This is a genomic window from Nocardia sp. NPDC003482 (genome assembly GCF_053588115.1).
This window is the reverse complement of sequence record NZ_JBSFPI010000003.1, coordinates 58,921-79,011: the sequence shown is the minus strand read 5'-3', so window position 1 is coordinate 79,011 and position 20,091 is coordinate 58,921. Positions and strand designations below refer to the sequence as shown.

The following is a 20,091-nucleotide window of genomic DNA, read 5'->3' as shown; positions in this document are numbered from 1 at the left end:
GGCCGCTCCTTCTGGTCCCTGGGCCGCTCCTTCTGGTCCTGGACCGGGCGAAGCCCGGTTCAGGACCGGTTCCCCAAACCCAAAGAGGTGAGGACGGTTTCGAGGGCCGTGCGCATATCGGGCTCCTCGATGCGCATGAGGACGGATTCGTCGACCTGACTCAGGTCGAGGGATTCGTCGTTGGCCAGGCGGAATTCGCGTTCCTCCTCGGCGGCCTCGATGACGTTGCGGACGAAGCGGCCGTTGCCCGCGAGGTCGACGCCGCGACGGGGCTGGCCGCTCTGGTCGGTGCTCTCCATCGCGTAGAGGCGGGAGCAGACCTCGACGAGGGCCGATTGGGCCTCGGCGGACAGCTCCGAGTCGCGGGCCTTCGCGATGACCTGACCGATCCGGCCCAGCTCCTCGGCGGTGTAGGAGGGGAATTGCAGGCGCTTCGAAAAGCGGGACGCCAGACCGTCGTTGGCGGCCAGCAGGCGATCGATCTCGCCGTCGTATCCGGCGATGATCACCACCAGGCGGTCGCGGTCGTTCTCCATCCGGGCCAGCAGGGTGTCGACGGCCTCGCGGCCGAACGCGTCCCCGCCGGAGAGGCCGGTCTGGATCAGCGTGTACGCCTCGTCGATGAACAGCACGCCGTCGATGGCGCTGTCGATGAGCTTGTCGGTCTTGATGGCCGTGCTGCCCAGGTGCTCGCCGACGAAGTCCATGCGCTTGGCCTCGACGACCTTGTCGGTCTTGAGCAGGCCCACGCCGCAGTAGATCTTGGCGACGATGCGGGCGATGGTGGTCTTACCGGTACCGGGCGGGCCGGTGAACGCCAGGTGCTGGCCGCGCGGCGCGCTGGCCAACCCCTTCTCGGCGCGGATCTTCGCCAGCGTCGCCGACGATTGCAGCTTGGCCACCTGGGTTTTCACCGCTTGCAGGCCGATCTGCCGGTCGAGTTCGGCGCGGGCCTCCTCGAGGATGCGCTTGGCGCGGTCCTGGGTCTCGGCCTGTTCGATCGACTCGAGCGACGGCGCGGACGCGGGATCCCAACGGTCGGTGCGGGATTCGATCGACTCCTTGGTGGTGACGGTCAAGCGGTAGGTCCGGTCGCGCATGGCCTCGGTGTTCGCGGCGAAGTCCGGCGCCTGCGAGTACACCTTCTCGAACAGTCGCTGCGCCTCGTCCTCGTTGCCCATCTCGCGCAGGCACAGGCCGCGGCAGAACATGGCCGTGGTGCGCGCCGCCGGAATCGGGCCCTGCTCGGCCAGTTCCATGCGGCGGATGGCCTCGGCGAACAGGCCCAGCTGCGCGCAGGCCGAGCCGACCATGACGTGCGCGCCCGCCGCCATGTAGGGATCGTCCCAGTCGGCCGAACCCGACAGCACGCTCATCACGTCGGGCCAGCGCTGGGTGTTGTAGTGCAGCACGCCGCGCACGTACGCGGCGATGCGGCCGTCGGCGACCGCGTCGGCCCCGCCGCCCGCCCGGCGCTGGTACTCGGCCAGCTCGTCGAGGACCCGCACGGCCTCGTCGTATTCCTTGTCCGCGATCAGCTGCGCGGCCTGCGCGACCCAGATCTCGGTGTAGTTGGACAGCGGGTAGTCGATGTAGAGCCCGGTCATGAAGCGCCCGGCCAACTCTCGCGGGCGCAGCCCGAGGCGGCGCTGCTCGCGGTACAGCGACGAGCCGCTGGTGCGGAAGAGGTTGCCCAGCACCTCCCTGGTTACCTCACCGGCCGCCGCCCGGCCGAGCCAGGCGTCGCACATCGTGGGATCCCATTCGGTCGCCCGTTGGAAGGCGAGCTTCGCGTAGTCGAGATCGCGCGTCGACTCCTGCCCGTCGATGGCCAGACCCAGCGACAGGACTCCCGCGTCGAAGGCGCGTTGTGCTTGGCGGTTGCCGGTCATTGCTGTCGATCCCCGAATTTTTCTGTTGTCGGAACGATTCCTACACCTACCGACCAGCCTACCGATAGCGCAGGTCCGGGCTGTCCGATACAGTAGTTTTCGCGGCCGGAGGGTGGCAATGTGAGATCGTCGACGGGGTGAAAGTGATTCTGCCGGTACGGAGATCGTTCAGCGCACGACAAGGGTCGGTCGAGACTCCGGAGTTGGCGCGGAATTGACCACGCCAGCCATCGGCGGCCGGGCCGCCGTCGAACCCGAATTGTGCCGAGTTTCCGTCATCGGTGGGAATACCCAGCTCGATGTCGGTTTGCCCGCGTCGGTGCCGATTGCCACATTCATCGGTGAGCTTGTCGCGCTGATCGATTCGCGCAATCCCGATCCCACCGAGGCCGAGGAGGACTCGGCGACGCTGCGGACCGAGCACTGGACGCTGGCCCGGCTTGGCCGCGAACCGATTCCCCCGCACCGCACCCTGACCGAGGCCGAGGTCTACGACGGTGAGCTGCTGGTGCTGCGGTCGGTGTCGGCCAAGGAATCTCCCGCGCTGTTCGACGACGTCATCGACGCGGTGTCGCGGCTGACCTCCGATTCGTTCCGCGGCTGGTCGCCCGCGTCGGCGCGGTGGACCGGCCTGGTGGCCGCGGTGGTCGCGGCCGTGCTGGCGGTGCTGCTGCTGGCGGCGAGCCGCGGGGACGGCCAGGAACTGGTTCCGGCGTTGCTGGCCGCGGGCGTCGGCATCGGCGCGATGGTCGCGGCCGCGATCGCCGCCCGGCGCTACGCCGATGCGCTCACCGGCACCTGGCTCGCGCTCGCCGCGCTGGTGCTGCTGTTCGCGGGCGGCGGATTGTTCGCGCCCGGGGCGTTGGGCAGTCCGCATCTGCTGCTGGGCTTTTCGGTGCTGCTGGTCGCGGGGGTGGTGGGTTACCGCGCGACCGGGGTGGGCGCGACGCTGTTCGCGATGGCCGTCACCGGATCGGTGTTCGGCGCGGTGGCCGCGGCGGTCCGGATGATCTGGGAGCCCGCGTTCCCGCGCATCGCGGCCGGGCTGTTGGTCGGCGCGCTCATCGTGATCTCGTCGGTGCCGCGGCTGGCCGCGGTGCTCGCCCGGCTGCCCGTGCCGCCGGTGCCGACCGCGGGCGCGGCCATCGATCCGGCCGACCACGAACCGCGTCCGACCATCGAGGGCATCGGCGCGATCGGCGCCACCGCGCTGCCGTCGGCGGTCGGCCTGGGCCGACGTGCGGAGGCCGCCAACCGATTCCAGTCGGGCATCCTCGCCGGCGCGACCGTGGCGGCCGTCGTCGGGGCCGTCGGCGCGGCCGATCCGCTGGGCGAGGCCCGCTGGCAGGGCGTCGCGCTGGCCGTCATCACCGCGATCATCCTCGCGCTGCGCGGGCGCGCATTCGCCGATCTCACCCAGGCGGGCACGCTGATCGCCGGGGGCGCGGTCACTTTCGCGGGGGTGTTCACCGGGATCGCGCTCGGTGACTCGCGCATGCTGGTGCCCGCGGCGGCGGTGCTGCTCGCGTTCGCGGCCGCGGTGGTGTTCTTCGGTGTGGTGGGACCGCACATCGAGATCTCGCCCGTGCAGCGCCGCGCCGGGGAGCTGTTCGAGTACTTCCTGATCATCCTGGTGATCCCGCTGGTGCTGTGGATCATGGGCGTGTACGCGATGGCCCGCAACATATGACCGTGCCGGTCCGCGGTTGGGGGAGGATCGGCTGTGCGGCAGCGGTTCTCGCGGTCGCGTTGCTCGGCTCACCGAATCCGGCGGTCGCGGTCGCGCCCCCGGCGGTGGATCCCGGCGCGCTCGGCCCCGCGCTGGGCCTGAGCGGACGGCCCGCCCCGCTCGAACCGACCGAGCAGCGGCTCATCTGCGCCGAGCCGATTCTGGTGGGCGGGCCGCCGCAGGAACCGCCGATCGCCCAACGCGTGCTTGATCTTCCGGCCGCGTGGCAGTTCAGCCGGGGCGCGGGGCAGAAAGTGGCGGTCATCGACACCGGTGTGAACCGGCATCCGCGGCTGGCCGCGTTGCAGTCCGGCGGCGACTACGTGGCCGACACCGACGGGACCGTCGACTGCGACGGGCACGGCACGATCGTCGCCGGGATCATCGCCGCGAGACCCGCTCCCGAGGACGGATTCGCCGGGGTCGCTCCCGACGCGGAGATCCTCAGCATCCGCCAGCTGAGCCTGGCGTATCAGCCGAAGAACCGCGGCGGCGGCCAAACCCCCGGCGCCATCACCGATTCCGGCTACGGCAATGTGCTCACCCTCGCCGCGGCGGTGGTGCGGGCCACCGACATGGGCGCCTCGGTCATCAACATCTCCGAGGTCGCCTGTTCGCCCGCCGGGACCGACACCGCGGACGGCGCGCTCGGCGCGGCGGTGCAATACGCCTACGATCACAATGTGGTCGTCGTGGCGGCCGCGGGCAATCTACAGTCCGACGGGCCCTGTAAGACGCAGAACGAATCGACGGGATGGGCTGGGGTACAGACCATTCCGAGTCCCGCCTGGTTCGACAAGTACGTGCTGACCGTCGCCTCGGTCGATCCGGACGGCAGCCCCTCGGAACTCACGTTGCGCGGACCGTGGATCGGCGTGTCGGCGGTGGGCCGCCAGATCACCTCGCTCGACAGCAAGCCCGGCGGCGCGGGCCTGGTCAACGGCGTGCAGACCAGCGACGGCATCCGGCCCATCGAGGGCACCAGTTTCGCGGCCCCGTACGTGGCCGGGCTGGCCGCGCTCGTGCGGGCGCGCTTCCCCGAGTTGAACGCCGGACAGGTCATCGATCGGATCGTGCGCACCTCGCACGGTCCGGGTCGCGGTCGCGACGACGGCGTCGGGCACGGCATGATCGATCCGCTGGCCGCGCTGACCGCCCAGTTGCCCGCGCGCCCGGTGGACGCCGACGCCGACAAGCCCCGGGCCATCGCCGCGCCCTACGCGCCGCCGCCGCCGGACCCGCGCCCGCGCCGCTACGCGATCATCGGATCGATCACCTGCCTGGCCGCGTTGGGAATCGGTCTGGCCGTGGCGGTTCCGTACCGCCGCCGGCGCGACGACGAGCCCGACACCCAGCTGTAGCACCAGAGGAGCCATGGTTACCGAAGGTTATGTGCGCCGCCCCCGGATCGCCCCGCCGCGGGCGCCCGGCGGTGAGGTGACGCTGAGCCCGCCTCCGGAGATCAGCCGCCCGATGCCCGCCCCGCTGCTGGCCCGGCTGATGCCGGTGGTGATGGTCGTGGCCGTGGTCGGCATGCTCGCCATGTTCGTGATGATGGGGAAGTCGCTGCTGGCCAACCCCTTCATGATGATGTTCCCGATGATGATGCTCATGTCGATGGTCGGCATGATGATGGGCTTCGGCCGGGCGGGCGGCCCGAAGTCGGCGGCCGAACTCAACGAGGAACGCAAGGACTACTTCCGCTATCTCGACCAGGTGCGCCGGGATGTGCGCCGCACCGGGCAGAAACAGCTCGAGGCCCTGTCGTGGAGCCATCCCGAACCCGCGGACCTGGAATCGGTGGTGGGCACGCGGCGGATGTGGGAGCGGCGGCCCAACGATCCCGATTTCGGCCACGTCCGGGTCGGGGTCGGCAGTCATCGCCTGGCCACCAAGCTGGCCCGGCCGGAGACCGGGCCGCTCGAGGATCTGGAACCGGTCTCGACCGTGGCGTTGCGCCGGTTCGTGCGCACGCATTCGGTGGTGCACGGGCTGCCGACGGCGGTGTCGCTGCGGGCCTTCCCGGCCATCAACATCGAGGGTCCGGCCGAGGACGCGCGGATGCTGGTGCGCGCGATGATCATGTCGTTCACCGCTTTTCACGGACCGGATCACGTCGCCGTGGCGATCGTGTGCGCGAATCCGGACGGCCCGGCCTGGGCGTGGGCGAAATGGCTTCCGCACCTGCAACATCCGACCATGCGCGACGGGCTCGGCTCGGCGCGCATGATGTACGGCTCGCTGGGCGAACTCGAGACCGCCCTCCAGGCCGAGCTGATGGAACGCGGTCGGTTCATGCGCAATCCGCAACCGACACAAGGGCGTACGCATCTGCTGGTCGTCATCGACGACGGCTATGTCAACGGCTCCGAACGGCTGGTCAGCGAGTCCGGTCTGGACTCGGTGACCGTGCTCGACCTCACCGCGCCGGAGAACGGCCTGGCCGCCCGGCGCGGCCTGCAACTGGTCGTCAACGGGAGCGCGGTGAGCGCGCGCAGCGCCGCCGGTGTCGAGCGCTTCGCCACCGCCGACGACGTGAGCATCGCGGAGGCCGAGACGTTCGCGCGCACGCTCGCGCGGTACCGGATCGCCACCGCCGCGCAGATCGTCAGCCTCGGCGACGAGACCCGTACCGATCCCGGACTGATGGCGCTGCTGAAGATTCCGGACGCGGCGCAGATCGAACCGGCGAAGGTGTGGCGGCCGCGCACCCCGCGCGAGCGGCTGCGGGTGCCGATCGGCGTGACGCCGGACGGCACACCGGTGGAACTGGACATCAAGGAGTCCGCCGAATACGGCATGGGCCCGCACGGATTGTGCATCGGCGCAACGGGTTCGGGTAAATCGGAATTCCTGCGCACGCTGGTGCTGTCCATGGTGACCACGCATTCCCCGGACGCGCTGAACCTGGTCCTGGTCGACTTCAAGGGCGGCGCGACCTTCCTGGGGCTGGATCCGCTGCCGCACGTCGCGGCGGTCATCACCAACCTGGAAGCCGAACTGTCCATGGTCGACCGCATGCGCGACGCCCTGGCCGGTGAGATGAACCGGCGGCAGGAGCTGCTGCGGTCGGCGGGCAACTTCGCCAATGTGACCGACTACGAGAAGGCGCGCGCGGCCGGGGCCCCGCTGGATCCGCTGCCCGCGCTGTTCATCGTGGTCGACGAGTTCTCCGAATTGCTCTCGCAGAAGCCGGATTTCGCGGATCTGTTCGTGATGATCGGCCGGTTGGGCCGGTCGCTGCACGTGCATCTGCTGCTGGCCTCGCAGCGGTTGGAGGAGAACAAGCTGCGCGGGCTGGACTCGCATCTGTCGTATCGGATCGGGTTGCGGACGTTCTCGGCCAACGAGTCCCGCGCGGTGCTGGGCATCACCGACGCCTATCACCTGCCCAGCATCCCGGGTTCGGGCTATCTGAAGACCGACGCGGCGGATCCGTTGCGGTTCAACGCGACCTACGTCTCCGGGCCCTACGAGTCGCCGCGCGGCGCGGGGCAGGTCGGACTGGACGGGCGGGTCGCGGGCGGTCGTCCCACGGTGTTCACGGCCGCGCCGGTCGAGGCGCTCGAGTCACCGGAGCAGGACGAGGCGCCCTTCGATCCGCTCGCGCTGCCGGAGCCGCCGCCGCAACCGACCGCGGAGGAGGGCATTCCGAAGTCGTTGCTCGAGGTCGTGGTGAGCCGGTTGACCGGGCACGGTCGGCCCGCGCACGAGGTGTGGCTGCCGCCGCTCGACGAATCGCCGTCGGTGGACATGCTGCTGCCGGATCCGGATTGGCGGTCGCCGGTCAACCGGCACGGGCAGCTGTGGATGCCGATCGGCATCATCGACAAGCCCTACGAGCAGCGCCGCGACGTGCTGACGATCCAATTGTCCGGCGCGCAAGGGCATGTCGCGGTGGTGGGTGGCCCGCAGTCCGGCAAGTCGACCGCGCTGCGCACGATCATCATGGCCGCGGCGGCCACGCACACGCCCGAGCAGGTGCAGTTCTACTGCCTGGACTTCGGTGGCGGTTCGATGGCCGGTCTGGTCGGGCTGCCGCACGTGGGTTCGGTGGCGGGCCGCCTCGACACCGATCGGGTGCGGCGGACCATCGCGGAGCTCACCAGCCTGATGCGGCAGCGCGAGGAGCGGTTCGCCGAGCTGGGCATCGAATCGATGGCCGAGTTCCGGCGGCGCAAGTTCGCCAAGATGCGCCCGGACGGCACGCTGCCCGCGGAGGATCCGCTGGCGGAGGACCGCTTCGGCGACGTGTTCCTGGTGATCGACGGCTGGGCGACCATCCGCGAGGAGATGGACACGCTCGAACCGCAGATCAACGCCATTGCGGGACAAGGGCTTTCGTACGGCGTCCACCTCATGATCGGCGCGGCGCGGTGGGCGGAGATCCGGCCGGTGGTCAAGGATCAGATCGGCACCCGGCTCGAGCTGCGCCTGGGCGATCCGTCGGACTCCGAAATGAACCGGCGCACAGCGGCTCTGGTGCCGGTGGGGCGGCCCGGTCGCGGTCTGACGCCCGATCAGCTGCACATGTTGATGGCGCTGCCGCGGCTGGACTCCAGCACGGACGCGACGACCATGTCCGAGGGCGTGGCCGTCTCCCGCGAGCAGTTGACCCAGCTGTGGGGGCCGCGGCGGGCGCCCGAGGTGCGCATGCTGCCCGGCCAGTACCCGCGCGAGGCGCTGCTCGCGCTGGCCGCCGAACGCGGCATCGTGCAGACCCCGACCCGGGTCGTCGTGGGTCTCGGCGAGAGCGAATTGGAGCCGCTGATCCTGGATTTCGGCGCCGAACCGCATCTCATGGCGTTCGCCGACGTCGAATCCGGCAAGACCACACTGCTGCGCAACATCGCCATGGGACTGGTCGAGAGCGCCACCCCCGAGCAGGCGCGCATCATCATGATCGACTACCGCCGCACCATGCTCGGCGTGGTCGAGGGCGATCAGCTCGCGGGTTACTCCACCTCGTCGCAGACCTGCGGCCCGATGATCGCCGAGGTCGCCGCCTACCTGTCCAAGCGCATTCCCGACGCGAACATCACCCCGCAGCAGCTGCGCGAACGCAGCTGGTGGAGCGGCCCGGAGATCTACATCCTCGTCGACGACTACGACATGGTGGTCGCGGCCAGCAACAACCCCTTCGCCCCGTTGTTGGAGTACCTGCCCCAGGCTCGCGACATCGGCCTGCACATGATCGTCACCCGCCGCATCGGCGGCGTCTCCCGCGCCCTCTACGACCCCATCCTCGGCGGCATGAAGAACATGTCCGTCGACACCCTCATCATGAGCGGCCCCCGAGACGAGGGCAAACTCATCGGCGACGTCCGCCCCACCAAACTCCCCCCCGGCCGCGGCATCCTCGTCTCCCGCAGCCGAGGCCAGGAAATGGTCCAAATCGCCTACCTCCCCCCGCTCTAGCCACCCCAGCCGCACCCCTTATTCGAATCCGCACCCCCTACATGGCCTTACAAGAGGTGCGGATCCGGATAAAGGGTGCGGCTGGGGGTGGTGGTCACCAGTGGGGGGTGCAGCCAGGCGTCGGCTCGGCGTTCGAAGAGGGCGGTGGAGGGGCCGTCGGCCTCGGGGCCCGCGATGCGGGCGAGGCGGAATCCGGCGCGGTGGTAGTAGGCGTGCAGGTCGGTGTTGGTGGTCCAGGCGTCGAGGCGGACCCAGGTGCGGTGGGTGGCCCGCGCCTGGGCGGCGGCGTGGGAGAGCAGGGCCGAGCCGACGCCGTGGCCGGAGTGGGCGACGTCGACGATCATGTAGTGGACGATCACCGCGTCCGCCAATTCGCCTGGGGCCCATAGTCCTTCGTCGGCGCGGTCGTTGATCGTGACGGTGCCTGCCGGTTCGCCGTCGACCTCGGCCATCCAGGTCTCCCCGGCGCGCACCGCCCGACCCACCTGGCGGGCAAACCGTTCGATGGGCAGTCCCCGTCCCTGCCGTGTCCACTGATCCGAGCCTCGTTCCGCAAGCCAGGCCGTTCGCTGGAGACGAAGTCGACAGATGGTGCCGAGATCGGCCATACGGGCCTGGCGGATGCGGACGGTCATGGCGGCCCCGGCACCAACGAGTTACCGAAGGAATGCGAATTGCCCGGCGGCTGCGGCGCTCCCAGCACCCGGCGGATGGTCTCGGTGCCCGCGTCGTCGCCCAGTTCGTAGGCGAGCCGGTTGCGCGCGGCGATCGAGCGGGTGCGCGTGACGCGCGTGATGCGGTCGGCCGTCGCGCCGATCCGCAGATGGTCGAGCAGCATCGTGCCGATGCCGACACCGAGGACCGCGGCCTCCTCGGCGCTCGCGGGCCGGGCCACCACCGTGTCGCGATGGGCGATCTCGCCGTAGCCGCGCTCGGCCAGCCGCCGCGTCGTGCCCTGCGGGATGTCGTGCGGGGCGTCCACGCCGGTGGCCTCTGCCAAGTCCCGTGGATAGAAACTCACTTCCCACGACCAGGGCTCGTTGTCCAGGTACTGGACGACCGTTCGAGACACCACCCAAGAATTCTGCGGCACACCGAGCCAGAGCGCCACCTCCGCGCCCGCCGGTTCCATCCGCGCGGTGAACTGTTTCGACGGTTCGCGACCGGCCGCCCGGGCGATCTCGGAGAAGATGTCCTGCGTCGAATTGGGCCGATCCGGCCGGATATGGTTGGTCACAACCGATTCCAGGACCTCCCGGCTGCGCACGATCGTGCCCCGGGAAGTCGCTGTGTAGAGCAGGTTTTCGGTCACCAGGACCTGAATCGCATTGCGGGCGGTGGTGATCGACACCTGCATGCGCTCCGCGAGTTCGGAGTGGCTGGGTAATCGGTCGCCGGGTTTCCAGGTACCGACCCGAATCTCCTCGCGAAGGATGTCTGCGATCCGCTGGTACCTCGGACCGTCCGCCGCCATTGCGCTCCTCGGTTGTGCCTCGGGGAATGGATTTTACTCTGCCGGCCCAGCGGGCGTGTGACCCTTGACACAGGCCTTCAGAGGTTTATTGTAATGAAGTCCTGAACGGGTGTTGTAACGGCGATGACGGCGAGGCAACGTGGCGGGTTCGGAGACATCTCAGACGGTGGTCGTGGCAGTGCCCGACACACCGCACAGCTCAACCGCGGTCCAATCCCTGACGGCAGGTCTGCTGCCGAGCTCGGATCTACTGCTCCGCGCGTGTCGCGGTCACCGCGTGATCGGCGGGCCCATGTTGTGGTTCGCGCGCGATCTGGCGGTGCTGCACGAACGGCGGTTGATCGGCCGGGGCGGTTCGATCCCCGACAACGATCCCGCCACCATCGTCGAAATCGAGCGGCGCCGAACGGAATTGGTGATGGCGATCGACGACTGGATCGTTCGCACGATTCCGCAGCACCGGCTCGGCGCGACGCTGCACACCGAGACCATCGGGTCGGTCGTCGACCGGCTCGCCGAGGCGTCCGTGCGCGCCCATCACGCGCTGATGACCCTCGACGCCAATGACGAGATCCTGCACGGCGCGTGGCATCACCTCGCCGAATTGGCCGACGGGTACGACGATCTCGTCGACGAGGTGCTCGCGGGGCGGCGTCGGCTTCCGGCCTGGTAGTTCCGTTCGCTGTCGCCGGGGGCCACCGGCATCGCCGCGGCTGGCCGAGTGGTTCCTTCGTCGCCGAGGCTTGAGCCCGGTCGCTCCTGTGCGCCGCCGAGGGGCGTTCGGGGGCGCGGGGATCAGACCGAGTAGGGCCGGTGGTCGGTGGCGAAATCGTCGGCGACCGTGGCGGCCAGTTCGACCAGGGCGCGTTTGGTGTTCTTGTGCAGCCGGGCCAGATCGATCTCGGCGCCCTCGGACAGGTGCGCGTCGTAGGGGATGATGTGGACGGCGCGGCAGCGCGACAGGAAGTACTCGCGCAGCTGCTGGATGCCCACGTTCGGGGAGCCCGGCCGCGGCAGGTTGATCACCACGACGGCGTTGCGCACCAGGTGATCGTGGCCGTGCAGCGACAGCCAGTCCAGCGTGGCCGCCGCGCTGCGGGCGCCGTCGATCGCCGAGGACGAGATCAGCACCAGCGAATGCGCCAGCTCCAGCACGCCCGCCATCGCCGAATGCATCAGCCCCGTACCGCAGTCGGTGAGGATGATGTTGTAGAACCGCTGCAGAATCCGCGCGACCTGCCGGTACTCGTCCTCGCTGAACGCCTCCGACGCGGCCGGATCACGTTCGCTGGCAAGCACTTCCAGGCGGCTGGTCGCCTGCGAGGTGTGCCGCCGGACGTCGGAGTAGGACCGAATGGCCTGGTCCAGCAACAGATCCCGCACGGTCGAGCGGGTCTGCAACGGCACCCGCTGCGACAGCGTGCCGAAGTCCGGATTGGCGTCCACCGCGATCACCCGGTCCCCGCGGATGGAGGCGAAGATCGAGCCGATCCCCATGGTGGTCGTCGTCTTGCCGACCCCGCCCTTCAGCGAGAGCACCGCGATCCGATAGTCACCGCGCACCGGCTGCCGAATCCGCGCCACCAACTCCTGTAGCCGCCGTTCCTCGGCCGACATACCCGGATTGATGGCACCGCCCGACATGTGATGCACGGCCCGCCGCCACCCCGACCCCGGCGGCTTCTGCGCGCGCCGGACGGGGACGTTGTCGAGCGACGGCGCGGGCTGGCCGTGCTGCGGCGACGTTCCCCACTGGCCCGGCTGGTGCCAGGTCGGGGCCATGTATTGCTGGCCCGCGAAAGGCGCTGGGGCCTGGGGGGTTTGGTGGTACTGGCTGGGGGCCTCGGGTGGGGGTTGTTGGGGGAGGTGGGGGTTGCTCGGCTGGAAGCCTTGGGCTGGGGGTGCGAGCGGCGGGGTGGAGTAGGGAGGTTCCCCGGTGGTGGGCCACCCGGTCACCGGCTGTGCGGCGTTGGTTTCGGGAGCCTGGGGGAAAGACGGGCTGGCGTAAGGGTTTTCGCCGGTGGTGGGTCGCCCGGTTGTTGCGGCGTTCGAGGTTTCGGGCTGGGGGCCGAAAGATGGAGTGGCGTAGGGATTCTCGCCGGTTGTCGGCCGTCCGGTTGCCGGGCCGTTCGGAGATTCGGGTGCCGTGGGCTGGGTGCCGAAAGGTGCTGCCGGGTACGGGTGTTCGCCCGTTGTCGGGCGCGCGGCGTTCGGGGGTGCGAGGGGTGGTGTCTGCGCTCGCGGGTCGAAGGTCGGGGAGGGGTACGGGTGCTCGCCGTTCGCGGGGGCGGAGGACGGCTCGGTACGGGGGTCGAAACCGGGGGACCGGTACGGGGTTTCGGCGGCCGGTGGTGCCGAGTCGAAGGACCTCGCGGGCGGAGCCGGGAGCCGCTGGCCTTCGCCGGGCGCGGGTGCCTGGGGGTCGCTCGCGGTGAAACCCGTTGGGGCCGTGTCGGTTTCGCCGGGAGCGGCGGACAGCGGCGCGTGCGGTCCGGGGCCGCCGTGCGGGTGGACCAGGGGTGTCGCGGAACCGTCGGGGCCCGGCTGGGTCGGAACCGGGGTTTCCAGGACATGGTGGCGGCCCCCGCTGGGAAGGGAGGTCCCGTTGCGCGGCTCGGCGGGCAGGCTCCACGCGGCGGGAGCCGACGACCCATTGGCCGGACCGGACCCCGGCAGATCCGGCAGGCGAGCCGGGCCCTCGGCGCGGGACAGATCGGGCAGCCGTTCGGGCGCGGGACGATCGGCCGAACTCGGCGGCTCCGGCAGCGGCGGCCGATTCGGCGTGCTCGGCGGCGGAGGCAGATCGGGGCGGCCGCTGTGGCGAGTGGTGGCCTCGTCGGGCGTGCCCGGATTCCCTTGTGGGACAGGCGACTGCCATGCCGTCGGCGCGGCGGGTGGCTCGCTGCCCTGCCGGGCGGCGGGGTCCTCGGGCTCATTCGTCGGCGGGACAGGCGACTGCCACGCTGTCGGCGCGGCGGGTGGCTGGCCGCTCTCTCGCGCGGCGGGGTCGTCGAGTGCGCTCGGGTTGGCTTGTGGGACAGGCGACTGCCATGCCGTCGGCGCGGCGGGTGGTTGGCTGTTCTGCTGGGCGGGGTCGTCGAGTGCGTTCGGGTTCGCTTGCGCGGCAAGCGACTGCCATGTCGTCGGCGGGGCGGGGGGTTGGCCGTTCCGCTGGGGTGCGGGGTCGTGTTGCGGGGGCGTCGTGAACTTGTGTGCGCCGGGGCGGGGGAGGTCGCCGCCGTTGGTGCGGGTTGGTTCGCCCTGGGGGGTGCGGCCACTCTGGTAGGGCAGCTGGAATTCGCCGCCCGTTCGCTGGGGGAGGGGCGGGAGTTGTTGCGGCGGTTCCGGGGGCGCGGGGGTGACGGGTGGGGCCGGGTCGGGGTCGTCGGTTTCGGGGCGGTCGCGGCGCCAGCCGAGGCGGCGCTTTCGGCCGGGCTCGGACTCGTCCTGTTTGCGGCGGCCCTTGCGGCGCGACGCGGGCTCGTCGGCGATGAGCTCCTCGTGCGGCAGGTTCTGGACCGGGGCCTCGTATCCGACCTGCGTGACGTCGCTTTCGGACAGCCACGGCGGCAGCATCGGCAGGCCGTCGTCATTACGACTCACAACGCACCTCGCAGACGCTCGAGCTCGGCTCCGCGGTGCCCGAGGGCGCCGCGCTCAGCTCTCGCTCGCTGCGCTCTCACGGATCCCCCTGGATCTGCTGGTACCGGATTACCTGGACAGCCGGTAGTTTACGCGAGCGAAATCGGCCATGACGGACCTGCCGCCCGGTCGAGCGGCCACGGCGACGCGGGGGCGTTTGCCGGAATATCGCGAGCTCGGGAGCGGGTAGAATCGCCCGGGACGAACGCGTGATCGACCCCATTTGGCCGAAGCCGACGCTCGCGGGTAAGCTTGACCGGCGGTGCGCCTACCGTCGGTCGTGTCATGTCCGCATGTCGCTTCCGTGAGTATGGCACCCGGTCGACAGACGTGCACGACGAACTGTAGTGACAGCTAGCCGAAAGTCGAGCCAACCAGGCTCGGCCACAGGCGGGATCGCGGAGGATATGGCGAAGAAGGAAGGGGCCATCGAGGTCGAGGGCCGAGTTATCGAGCCGTTGCCCAATGCGATGTTCCGGATCGAGCTGGAGAACGGCCACAAGGTTCTCGCGCACATCAGCGGCAAGATGCGCCAGCACTACATTCGCATCCTGCCCGAGGACCGAGTGGTCGTGGAGCTGTCGCCCTACGATTTGACCCGCGGGCGGATCGTCTACCGCTACAAGTGAGGTTCCGAGTTCGGAGCCAGAAGACTTCCCCGGTCACATGGCCGGGGAAAACCTGTGTTCACACCCCGTGAACCGCAACCAGATTGGACGGACGTGAAGGTTCAGCCGAGCGTCAAGAAGATCTGCGAGAAGTGCAAGGTGATCCGCCGTAACGGGCGGGTCATGGTGATCTGCGACAACCTGCGCCACAAGCAGCGCCAGGGCTAGTTCCCACAGCACGATCGCAGTTCTGCTTGACAGAACGAAGAAGACCTCCCAGCGCCACTGGTCGTCGACGAGCCCGCGAGGGCGGGCGGCCACCCACCCCCGGTACGGAGGCCGGGGCCCCACACGAGGGGACGGACAGGGAGCAGACCTCCGCAACTATTAAGGAAAGCCACCATGGCACGTCTGATGGGCGTCGATCTCCCGCGCGAGAAGCGCATGGAGATCGCACTGACCTACATTTTCGGCATCGGCCGTACCCGGGCCAAGGAGATCCTGGACAACACCGGTGTCAGCCCCGACATCCGGGTGCGGGATCTGACCGACGACGACGTCACCAAGCTGCGTGACTTCATCGAGGCGTCGGACTTCAAGGTCGAGGGTGACCTGCGCCGCGAGGTGCAGGCCGATATCCGTCGCAAGATCGAGATCGGCTGCTACCAGGGCATCCGCCACCGTCGCCACCTCCCGGTGCGTGGTCAGCGGACCAAGACCAACGCGCGCACGCGCAAGGGTCCGAAGAAGACCGTCGCCGGCAAGAAGAAGTAGGGATAACCGATGCCTCCGAAGAGTCGGGCCTCCGGCCCCAAGAAGACCCAGAAGTCGCGTCGCCGGGACAAGAAGAACGTTCCGCACGGCAACGCGCACATCAAGTCCACGTTCAACAACACGATCGTGTCGATCACCGACCCGCAGGGCAACGTCATCTCCTGGGCGTCCTCGGGCCACGTCGGCTTCAAGGGTTCGCGTAAGTCGACCCCCTTCGCCGCCCAGCTCGCCGCCGAGAACGCGGCCCGCAAGGCGCAGGAGCACGGCGTCAAGAAGGTCGACGTGTTCGTCAAGGGCCCGGGTTCGGGCCGTGAGACCGCGATCCGCTCGCTGCAGGCCGCCGGCCTCGAGGTGGGCACGATCTCCGATGTCACCCCGCAGCCGCACAACGGTTGCCGTCCGCCCAAGCGGCGTCGCGTCTAAGCGGGAAGGAAGGTAGAGAATCATGGCTCGTTATACCGGCCCCATCACCCGCAAGTCGCGTCGTCTCCGCGTCGACCTCGTCGGCGGTGACCAGGCGTTCGAGCGTCGCCCCTACCCGCCCGGCCAGCACGGCCGCGCGCGGATCAAGGAGAGCGAGTACCTGGTCCAGCTGCAGGAGAAGCAGAAGGCTCGCTTCACCTACGGCGTCATGGAGAAGCAGTTCCGCCGCTACTACGAAGAGGCGAACCGCCGCAAGGGCCAGACCGGCCACAACATGTTGCAGCTGCTCGAGACCCGGCTGGACAACGTCGTGTACCGCGCCGGACTGGCCCGGACCCGTCGGCAGGCCCGTCAGCTCGTCTCGCACGGCCACTTCCTGGTCAACGGCATCAAGGTGAACGTCCCGAGCTATCAGGTGTCGCAGTACGACATCATCGACGTCAAGGACAAGAGCCTGCCGACGCTGCCGTTCCAGGTGGCGCGCGAGACCTACGGCGACCGCCCGATCCCGGGCTGGCTGCAGGTCGTGCCGAACCGGCTGCGAATCCTGGTGCACCAGCTGCCCGAGCGCGCTCAGATCGATGTGCCGATCAACGAGCAGCTCATCGTCGAGTACTACTCGAAGTAAGCGTTAGCGAGTACCGCTGACAGGGGGCGGCCTCCCGGCCGCTCCGCTCCCAGCAACGGGCGTCAAATAGCGGGCGCCCCGAAGGAGGATCTCACCCATGCTGATTTCACAGCGACCGACGCTGACCGAAGAGGTCGTGACCGAGAACCGGTCGCGGTTCACCATCGAACCGCTCGAGCCGGGCTTCGGTTACACCCTCGGCAACTCGCTGCGCCGCACGCTGCTGTCGTCCATTCCGGGCGCGGCTGTGACGAGCATCCGCATCGACGGCGTGCTGCACGAGTTCACCACCGTCCCGGGCGTGAAGGAGGATGTCACCGACATCATCCTGAACCTCAAGGGCCTGGTCGTGTCGTCCGAGGAGGACGAGCCGGTCACCATGTACGTCCGCAAGAGTGGCCCGGGCGCGGTCATCGCCGGGGACATCGTGCCCCCGGCCGGTGTGACCGTCCACAACCCGGACATGCACATCGCCACCCTGAACGACAAGGGCAAGCTGGAGATCGAGCTCGTCGTCGAGCGCGGTCGCGGCTACGTCCCGGCCGTGCAGAACAAGGCCTCGGGCGCGGAGATCGGCCGGATCCCGGTGGATTCGATCTACTCCCCGGTGCTGAAGGTGACCTACAAGGTCGAGGCCACCCGTGTCGAGCAGCGCACCGACTTCGACCGGCTCATCCTGGACGTCGAGACCAAGAACTCGATCTCCCCGCGGGATGCGCTGGCGTCGGCCGGTAAGACCCTGGTCGAGCTGTTCGGCCTGGCGCGCGAGCTGAACGTGGAGGCCGAGGGTATCGAGATCGGGCCCAGCCCGGCCGAGGCGGATCACATCGCCTCGTTCGCGCTGCCGATCGAGGACCTGGACCTCACCGTGCGGTCGTACAACTGCCTCAAGCGCGAGGGCGTGCACACCGTCGGCGAGCTGGTCGCCCGCACCGAATCGGATCTGCTGGACATCCGCAACTTCGGGCAGAAGTCCATCGACGAGGTCAAGGTGAAGCTGCATTCGCTGGGCCTGTCGCTCAAGGACAGCCCGGCCTCCTTCGACCCGTCGAGCGTGGTGGGTTACGACTCCTCCACCGGGACCTGGAGCGACAGCGGCTCGTTCAGCGACACCGACAGCGGCGAACAGGATTACGCCGAGACCGAACAGCTCTAGGCCGCCGGGGCGCAGCCCCGTTGGCCTTTCCCCAAGGAGAACAACCAATGCCCAAGCCCAAGAAGGGTGCTCGCTTCGGCGGGTCGGCGTCGCACCAGAAGGCGATCTTCGCCAATCTGGCGACGGCGCTGTTCGAGCACGGTCGGATCACGACCACCGAGGCCAAGGCCAAGGCGCTGCGCCCCTACGCCGAGAAGCTCGTCACCAAGGCCAAGGCCGGCACGCTGGCCGACCGCCGCGAGGTGCTCAAGGTGATCCGCAACAAGGATGTCGTCCACGAACTCTTCGCCAACATCGGACCGTCGTTCGAGGGCCGCGAGGGTGGCTACACCCGGATCATCAAGACCGTGCCCCGCAAGGGCGACAACGCGCCGATGGCCATCATCGAGCTGGTCCGGGAGAAGACCGTGACCAACGAGGCCGAGCGCGCTCGCCGGGTGGCCGCGTCGCAGAAGAAGACCGAGGCGCCCGCCGCCGAGGCTCCGGCCGCCGAGGCGACCGAGGCCGAGGCGACCGAGGCCCCGGCCGCCGAGGAGAAGGCAGCCGAGGACAAGAGCGAGTAGTTCGCTTCGCACTCGATGGGCGAGCCCGTCGTCCCTCCCCGGGGCGGCGGGCTCGCCCGTATCTCGACCGGAGAGGTGGCTGTGGTTCGGGTACGGCTCGACATCGCCTACGACGGAACCGATTTCATCGGGTGGGCCCGTCAGCCCGGCCTGCGCACCGTGCAGGGCGTGCTCGAGGAGTCGCTGAGCACGGTGCTGCGCGAACCGATCCAGCTCACCGTCGCCGGACGCACCGACGCCGGAGTGCACGCCGAGGGGCAGGTGGCCCATTTCGACGCGACCGCGGACATCGACGGGCCGAGACTGCTGCACCGGCTGGCCCGATTCCTTCCGAAAGACGTGCGGGTCACCGGGATTCGCCTCGCGCCACCCGACTTCGACGCCCGCTTCTCGGCGATCCGCCGCCACTACGTCTACCGGCTGACCACCGCGCCCTACGGTGCGGATCCGCTACGGGCGCGCAGTGTGGTGCCGTGCCGGACCGAGGTGGATCTCGACGCGATGCGGTCGGCGTCGCGAAAGTTGTTGGGGCTGCACGATTTCGCGGCGTTCTGCCGTCGGCGCGCGGGCGCGACCACGGTACGGGAACTGCAACGGTTCGACTGGGAGCGCGACGGTGTCCTGCTGACCGCGCACGTCAGCGCGGACGCCTTCTGCTGGTCGATGGTGCGCAGCCTGGTCGGGGCGATCCTGGCCGTGGGGGAGGGCCGCCGGACGTCGGAGTGGGTGGCCACGCTGCTCGACGAGCGGGAGCGGTCCAGCTCGGTCACCGTGGCCCCCGCGCACGGGCTGAGCCTGGTCCGGGTCGACTATCCGCCCGACGCCGAACTCGCCGCGCGCAACGCCCAGACCCGGGAGACGCGCACCGCGCCGACGGGTTCGGGCTGCTGCGGCGATTGAGGCGCGTGGCGACGGGAATCGCGGCTCACATGATGGCAGACTCGCTTGTCATGAGTCCGGTGAGCCGAGGTCGCAAGAACAAGAAGCGGGAGCCCGAGCGGGCGGAGCCGCGGGAGGAACTGGATCCCGACCACCCCGCGGTCCGGGAGATGCTCGACAACGTCGTGGCCGCCCTCGCCGACTTCGAGCGCGTGGACGATCCCCTGGACGGCGAATACCTCGCCGCCTCCCTGCTCGCCGTCGGCTACGGCACCGGCCCCGAGGGCACGGAGACCTTCGCCCGCCTGTTCATCGCCGAGGCGGAGGACTTCGCCGCCCCCGGCGGCCTGGCCTTCCTGCGCTGCGTCGCCGCGCTGACCGATGATCCGATCGCCGGGATCGCCACCGAGGCGGCCGAACGCCTTGCGGCACAGGGTATTTCGGCTCCCGCCTGGGTGGACGAGCTCGCCGAGCCGACCACCGCCGGGGAGTACTTCCGCTGGTCGGAGGACGACGGCGCGGGCGCGGTCCTGTACGGGAGCTTCCATCGCGCGGGCCGCACCGACGGGTTCCTGCTGTTCGTGGACGATTCGGACTGCGGCTCGGCCAACGATCTCGCCCCCTTCGTCAGCGCCGAGGCGCTGGCCGAGGCCCGGCGCATGACCAACGAGGAGGAGTCGGCGTCCGAATCTCCCATGGCGCCCGAGGAATTCCGCTGGCTGGTCGAATCGGCCCTGGATGTCCGGGAATCCCACGACCGCGAGGTCATCGAGCTGGGCATCGAACCGCCGCAGCCGGAGGAGGACGATATCCCGTACGAGGTGACGGATGTGGTCCTGCGCGCGCGGCTGCGTGCGCTGCCCACGCTCCCGAAACCGGCTCCGGTGCACGCTCATCCGGGGTAG

General features: G+C 69.5%; 16 protein-coding genes and 1 pseudogene. 13 read left to right on the top strand and 4 right to left on the bottom strand.

Annotated elements, in window-relative coordinates; translation table 11 throughout:
- Window positions 1–59 precede the first annotated feature (59 nt).
- Window positions 60–1,892: a type VII secretion AAA-ATPase EccA gene (eccA, locus tag ACWDSJ_RS05925; RefSeq protein WP_387362788.1), complete on the bottom strand. Its 1,833-nt coding sequence runs from the start codon at window positions 1,890–1,892 to the stop codon at window positions 60–62.
- A gap of 214 nt (window positions 1,893–2,106) precedes the next feature.
- On the opposite strand from eccA, the gene eccD reads away from it, so the two are divergent.
- From eccD to eccCa, 3 genes are read left to right on the top strand one after another with little or no spacing between them, the layout of a single operon-like run.
- Window positions 2,107–3,582: a type VII secretion integral membrane protein EccD gene (gene eccD / locus ACWDSJ_RS05920; protein WP_450029560.1), complete on the top strand. Its 1,476-nt coding sequence runs from the start codon at window positions 2,107–2,109 to the stop codon at window positions 3,580–3,582.
- Entirely contained in the window at window positions 3,579–4,982 is a 1,404-nt protein-coding gene (mycP, locus tag ACWDSJ_RS05915; RefSeq protein WP_450029558.1) for a type VII secretion-associated serine protease mycosin, read from the top strand. Before eccD ends, mycP begins: the two co-directional genes overlap by 4 nt.
- A gap of 13 nt (window positions 4,983–4,995) precedes the next feature.
- Window positions 4,996–9,039, top strand: coding sequence for a type VII secretion protein EccCa (eccCa, locus tag ACWDSJ_RS05910; protein WP_450029556.1), 4,044 nt, complete (start codon window positions 4,996–4,998; stop codon window positions 9,037–9,039).
- A gap of 47 nt (window positions 9,040–9,086) precedes the next feature.
- On the opposite strand, the gene ACWDSJ_RS05905 is transcribed toward eccCa, so the two are convergent.
- Together ACWDSJ_RS05905 and ACWDSJ_RS05900 are read right to left on the bottom strand one after the other, a co-directional pair.
- Entirely contained in the window at window positions 9,087–9,647 is a 561-nt protein-coding gene (locus ACWDSJ_RS05905) for a GNAT family N-acetyltransferase (protein WP_387363094.1), read from the bottom strand.
- A 23-nt stretch (window positions 9,648–9,670) separates the two neighbouring features.
- Window positions 9,671–10,513 (bottom strand): GntR family transcriptional regulator, encoded by an 843-nt coding sequence (locus ACWDSJ_RS05900; protein ID WP_387362780.1) that lies wholly within the window; start codon window positions 10,511–10,513, stop codon window positions 9,671–9,673.
- A gap of 277 nt (window positions 10,514–10,790) precedes the next feature.
- Here ACWDSJ_RS05900 and ACWDSJ_RS05895 point away from each other — a divergent pair, with 277 nt between their 5' ends.
- Window positions 10,791–11,186, top strand: a complete 396-nt coding sequence (locus ACWDSJ_RS05895) for a DUF4254 domain-containing protein (protein WP_450029554.1) — start codon at window positions 10,791–10,793, stop codon at window positions 11,184–11,186.
- 122 nt (window positions 11,187–11,308) lie between these two features.
- Here ACWDSJ_RS05895 and ACWDSJ_RS05890 read toward each other — a convergent pair.
- Window positions 11,309–12,427, bottom strand: a pseudogene (locus ACWDSJ_RS05890) (nucleotide-binding protein); the annotation flags it as partial.
- A 2,135-nt stretch (window positions 12,428–14,562) separates the two neighbouring features.
- On the opposite strand from ACWDSJ_RS05890, the gene infA reads away from it, so the two are divergent.
- From infA to ACWDSJ_RS05845, 9 genes are all read left to right on the top strand, one after another.
- The gene (gene infA, locus ACWDSJ_RS05885; protein ID WP_040804562.1) at window positions 14,563–14,784 is read left to right on the top strand and encodes a translation initiation factor IF-1; all 222 of its coding nucleotides are present in this window, start codon (window positions 14,563–14,565) and stop codon (window positions 14,782–14,784) included.
- A gap of 93 nt (window positions 14,785–14,877) precedes the next feature.
- Window positions 14,878–14,991, top strand: coding sequence for a 50S ribosomal protein L36 (rpmJ, locus tag ACWDSJ_RS05880; protein ID WP_025347279.1), 114 nt, complete (start codon window positions 14,878–14,880; stop codon window positions 14,989–14,991).
- Window positions 14,992–15,165: 174 nt separating this feature from the next.
- Window positions 15,166–15,537 carry a 30S ribosomal protein S13 gene (rpsM, locus tag ACWDSJ_RS05875; RefSeq protein WP_387362774.1) on the top strand — a complete coding sequence of 124 codons (372 nt, stop codon included), beginning with the start codon at window positions 15,166–15,168 and terminating at the stop codon, window positions 15,535–15,537.
- A gap of 9 nt (window positions 15,538–15,546) precedes the next feature.
- A complete protein-coding gene (gene rpsK, locus ACWDSJ_RS05870; RefSeq protein WP_019929497.1) occupies window positions 15,547–15,960 on the top strand; it encodes a 30S ribosomal protein S11 in 414 nt (137 codons plus the stop codon).
- A 22-nt stretch (window positions 15,961–15,982) separates the two neighbouring features.
- The gene (gene rpsD / locus ACWDSJ_RS05865; protein WP_387362772.1) at window positions 15,983–16,588 is read left to right on the top strand and encodes a 30S ribosomal protein S4; all 606 of its coding nucleotides are present in this window, start codon (window positions 15,983–15,985) and stop codon (window positions 16,586–16,588) included.
- Window positions 16,589–16,685: 97 nt separating this feature from the next.
- Window positions 16,686–17,744: a DNA-directed RNA polymerase subunit alpha gene (locus ACWDSJ_RS05860; protein WP_387362770.1), complete on the top strand. Its 1,059-nt coding sequence runs from the start codon at window positions 16,686–16,688 to the stop codon at window positions 17,742–17,744.
- A gap of 47 nt (window positions 17,745–17,791) precedes the next feature.
- Window positions 17,792–18,307 (top strand): 50S ribosomal protein L17, encoded by a 516-nt coding sequence (rplQ, locus tag ACWDSJ_RS05855; RefSeq protein WP_387362768.1) that lies wholly within the window; start codon window positions 17,792–17,794, stop codon window positions 18,305–18,307.
- Between the two features lie 15 nt (window positions 18,308–18,322).
- On the top strand, window positions 18,323–19,207 hold the full coding sequence (truA, locus tag ACWDSJ_RS05850) for a tRNA pseudouridine(38-40) synthase TruA (protein ID WP_450029550.1): 885 nt from the start codon (window positions 18,323–18,325) through the stop codon (window positions 19,205–19,207).
- Between the two features lie 50 nt (window positions 19,208–19,257).
- Window positions 19,258–20,091 carry a hypothetical protein gene (locus ACWDSJ_RS05845; RefSeq protein ID WP_450029548.1) on the top strand — a complete coding sequence of 278 codons (834 nt, stop codon included), beginning with the start codon at window positions 19,258–19,260 and terminating at the stop codon, window positions 20,089–20,091.

Coding starts and splice junctions, on each gene's coding strand:
- eccA (WP_387362788.1), bottom strand. CDS start 1,892: ATGACCGGCAACCGCCAAGCACAACGCGCCTTCGACGCGGGAGTCCTG.
- mycP (WP_450029558.1), top strand. CDS start 3,579: ATGACCGTGCCGGTCCGCGGTTGGGGGAGGATCGGCTGTGCGGCAGCG.
- eccCa (WP_450029556.1), top strand. CDS start 4,996: ATGGTTACCGAAGGTTATGTGCGCCGCCCCCGGATCGCCCCGCCGCGG.
- ACWDSJ_RS05905 (WP_387363094.1), bottom strand. CDS start 9,647: ATGGCCGATCTCGGCACCATCTGTCGACTTCGTCTCCAGCGAACGGCC.
- ACWDSJ_RS05900 (WP_387362780.1), bottom strand. CDS start 10,513: ATGGCGGCGGACGGTCCGAGGTACCAGCGGATCGCAGACATCCTTCGC.
- infA (WP_040804562.1), top strand. CDS start 14,563: ATGGCGAAGAAGGAAGGGGCCATCGAGGTCGAGGGCCGAGTTATCGAG.
- rpsM (WP_387362774.1), top strand. CDS start 15,166: ATGGCACGTCTGATGGGCGTCGATCTCCCGCGCGAGAAGCGCATGGAG.
- rpsK (WP_019929497.1), top strand. CDS start 15,547: ATGCCTCCGAAGAGTCGGGCCTCCGGCCCCAAGAAGACCCAGAAGTCG.
- rpsD (WP_387362772.1), top strand. CDS start 15,983: ATGGCTCGTTATACCGGCCCCATCACCCGCAAGTCGCGTCGTCTCCGC.
- ACWDSJ_RS05860 (WP_387362770.1), top strand. CDS start 16,686: ATGCTGATTTCACAGCGACCGACGCTGACCGAAGAGGTCGTGACCGAG.
- rplQ (WP_387362768.1), top strand. CDS start 17,792: ATGCCCAAGCCCAAGAAGGGTGCTCGCTTCGGCGGGTCGGCGTCGCAC.
- truA (WP_450029550.1), top strand. CDS start 18,323: ATGGGCGAGCCCGTCGTCCCTCCCCGGGGCGGCGGGCTCGCCCGTATC.
- ACWDSJ_RS05845 (WP_450029548.1), top strand. CDS start 19,258: ATGAGTCCGGTGAGCCGAGGTCGCAAGAACAAGAAGCGGGAGCCCGAG.